Annotated in this window: 5 protein-coding genes; 3 read left to right on the top strand and 2 right to left on the bottom strand. The window is 66.8% G+C overall.

All coding sequences use genetic code 11. The annotated features are described in order from the left end of the window. Positions 1-652 precede the first annotated feature (652 nt). From VEG08_13800 to VEG08_13790, 3 genes are all read left to right on the top strand, one after another. A complete protein-coding gene (locus tag VEG08_13800) occupies positions 653-1,030 on the top strand; it encodes a hypothetical protein (GenBank protein HXZ29062.1) in 378 nt (125 codons plus the stop codon). Positions 1,031-1,159: 129 nt separating this feature from the next. Beyond that, the gene (locus tag VEG08_13795; protein HXZ29061.1) at positions 1,160-1,585 is read left to right on the top strand and encodes a hypothetical protein; all 426 of its coding nucleotides are present in this window, start codon (positions 1,160-1,162) and stop codon (positions 1,583-1,585) included. 46 nt (positions 1,586-1,631) lie between these two features. After that, the gene (locus VEG08_13790; protein HXZ29060.1) at positions 1,632-1,832 is read left to right on the top strand and encodes a dodecin family protein; all 201 of its coding nucleotides are present in this window, start codon (positions 1,632-1,634) and stop codon (positions 1,830-1,832) included. Here the strand turns inward: VEG08_13790 and VEG08_13785 are convergent. Further along, complete coding sequence (locus tag VEG08_13785; protein ID HXZ29059.1) at positions 1,829-1,969, bottom strand: hypothetical protein; 141 nt, start codon at positions 1,967-1,969, stop codon at positions 1,829-1,831. The two genes, VEG08_13790 and VEG08_13785, sit on opposite strands and share 4 nt — an antisense overlap. After that, positions 1,957-2,954: SpoIIE family protein phosphatase (locus VEG08_13780; GenBank protein ID HXZ29058.1), on the bottom strand; the 998-nt coding region annotated here is incomplete at its 5' end. The genes VEG08_13785 and VEG08_13780, both read right to left, overlap by 13 nt.

The following is a 2,954-nucleotide window of genomic DNA, read 5'->3' as shown; positions in this document are numbered from 1 at the left end:
CTACGACGGCTTCATCAAGAACTACAAGAAGGACGAAGCCAAGGACATCATCGAAGGCCTGCTCAAGCGCATGAACAACGGCGAGAAGATCACCCCCGCCCAGCTCGAAGCCGCCCTCGGCTCCCACATCCCCCAGCCGGTCAAACGCTAGACCCCAGACGTCAGACCTCAGACGTCAGCCACACTCTTGTCATCCTGAGCGCAGCGAGGGAGCCGCTTGGGGCGACCGAGCCAGAGAAGGACCCCTATACCCTCACCGGGGCCTTCACTGAAGGCGTCATCCTGAGCGGCTTTAGCCGCGTAGGATCTCGCGCGCGCAGCGCCGAAATCTCTGGGATTGTCATCCTTCGCGAGGCGAGGCCGAGCGGAGGATCTGATGACCTCGTCGGCACTACCCATCCGGTGGTCCAGACGGTACTCTCAGATTCTCCCGCCTCCGCTTCGCTCGGCGGAAGAATGACACCGCCCAAAGGCCCTCTGCGCCATTGTGACCAGCCCGCAGGGCGGCATTTGGGTTAGCCCGGGGCGTAAGCCCCGGGGTCAAGACCGGAATTGCTCCCGAGCCCCTTCAGGGGCGGCACAAGACTGACGTCTGCCGTCCGACGTCTGCCGTCTAGCCATCATCACCGCCCTGTGTGATAATTACCGCACGATGGCTACCGAACAGGCTTCCAAGGCCCCCGGCATGGTGCCCGACGAACTCAAGCACGAGCCCAAGTCCGCCGGCATCAACACCCCGCGCAAGAAAAAGCCCAAAGAGCTGGCCGTCATCACCGAGTGCTGCACCGGCTGCGCCGGCTCGCCCGCCTGCGTGGAGTACTGCCCGGTCGAGGATTGCATGTTTTGGGTGCCCGACGAGGACCACCCCCCCTTCGGCCGCATCCAGGTGGACCCCTTGCTCTGCATCGGCTGCAAGAAGTGCACCAGCAAGGGTCCCGACGGCGCCTTCCTCGACGGCTGCCCCTGGGACGCCATCGTCATGGTCGACACCGCCGAGGTCGAAAAAGAAGTCGGCCCCATGACCTACTAGCCGTCAGCCTTCAGCCGTCAGCACTCAGCCGTGGGTGGCATCGCGCCCTTGGATTTCGTACTGGACGACCTCAGTCGTTCCGTAAGACCTTGAAGCCTTGAAACCTTGAAACCTCGAAACCTTGAAACCTTGAAACCTTCCTCCCGCCCCGCTGGCATCGCCCTCCTCGCCGCCTTTCTCGTCTTTGTCGGCCTGCTCTCGCTGATGCTGGCTCCGGCCACCCGCCTGCTAGCCCTCGACCTGGCCACCGGCCTCAGCCCCGCCGGATTGCTCGCGGCCCTCGTCCTCAACGGCCTGCTCGACTTCCTGGCTGCCTGGGGACTGTGGACGCTGCGCCCCTGGGGACGCTGGCTGGCTTTGCTGCTCGCCCTGCTGGGTATGGCCCCGTCCCTGGTCGCCCTCGCCCGCTGGCTGCTCGCCGGGGCGCCGCCCGTCCCCTTGTCCGCTCTGCCCGCCCGCCTGCTCCTGCTGGCCTTCTGGGCCTTCCTCTTCGGCTATCTCCTCCAGCCGGGCGTCCGCCAGGCCTTCCGCCGCTCCGGAAGCACTCCCATTTGACCCTGGCCCCGAAACGTCATACCCTTGCGCCCCCAGGAGGGATTCCATGGCTCAGAAAGTGATCGAGGTGGTGGGGGTTTCCAAGGACAGCTTCGCCAGGGCCGCCGACAACGCGGTGGCCGAAGCCGCCCGTACCGTGCGCGGCCTCAAGTGGGTCCGCGTCGGGGAGTTGGAGATGAAGCTCGACGGCAAGAAGATCGCGGAGTACCGCGTCACCGCCCGCATCTACTTCGACATCGAGTCCTAGGCCGAGCGCCGCACCAGCAGCAGCGACTGGTCGTCGGCGGGCTTGCCGTGGCGCAGCGCCGCCGCCGTGATGGCCGTCCAGATCCGCTCCAGGGACTCCTGCGCGTGCCCGGCCAGGGCCGCCTTCACTCCGGCCACTCCGAACTCCTCCCCGGGGCCCGGTTCTCCACCTCCAGCAGGCCGTCGGTGATGAGCACGAACACGTCCCCGGGCTCGCCTTGCAGCGAGCCCACGTCGAAGGGGCTGTGCTCCAGGATGCCCACCGGCAGGTTGGGGCATTCCAGCTCCGTGATCTGCCCGCTAGCGGCGTGGTAGTGCAGGATGGGCGGATGCCCGGCCAGCGAGTACTCCCCACCCTTGTCGCTCACCGCCAGGTAGGCCAGGGTGACGAACATGTTGGGTTTCTTCAGCGGATATAGGACCGTGTTGAGTTGCGGCAGCAGGTTGGCGCTGCCGCCTCCCAGGGTGAGCTGCATGCGGGCCGCGCTCTTCACCATCCCCATGACCACGCCCGGCGCCACTCCGTGACCGGAGACGTCGGCGATGTAGGCCACCCAGCCGCGCTGGCCCTCGACCACGTCCACCAGGTCCCCACCCACCTCGCCCGAGGGCTGCGAGCGCCCGTAGAACTCCCAGCCTCCGATCCGCGCCTCCACCGGAGGCACCAGCACCTGGTGGATCTCCGCTGCCAGGTCCATCTCCGCTTGCACGCGGAAGTGCCGCCGCCCCTCCGTCCCCGCGAAGACGGCAAAAGACGCGTACCCCAGGGCCATGGCCAGGATGGTGGCGGCGCCGCTGACCTGCAGGCGATGACTGAGCCGGGCGATGTCGGCTGCGCCCAAGACGGCCGGCATGGCCGGCGTCGGCAGGTACTGCGCGATCTTTCCCATGACCAGGGTTTGCACCACAAAGATCGGCACCATGGCCAGGCCTACTCGCACCCGGTCGCGCAGCGAGAATCCCGCCACCGCGTACAGGCTGCCGAAAACGCCGCATGCCACCGCGCTCAGCACCACGCGCAGGGCGGGGTCCCGGCCCAGGTTCATGATGTTGTTGACGAACCCGATGATGCTGAAAAGCAGCGCCACGCCCAGCAGGAACAGGAAGCGCGATCGCAGCGGGA

The organism is Terriglobales bacterium, from assembly GCA_035624475.1.
In the GTDB taxonomy this organism is placed as follows: domain Bacteria; phylum Acidobacteriota; class Terriglobia; order Terriglobales; family Acidobacteriaceae; genus DASPRL01.
This window is presented reverse-complemented; position numbering and strand designations above follow the sequence as displayed.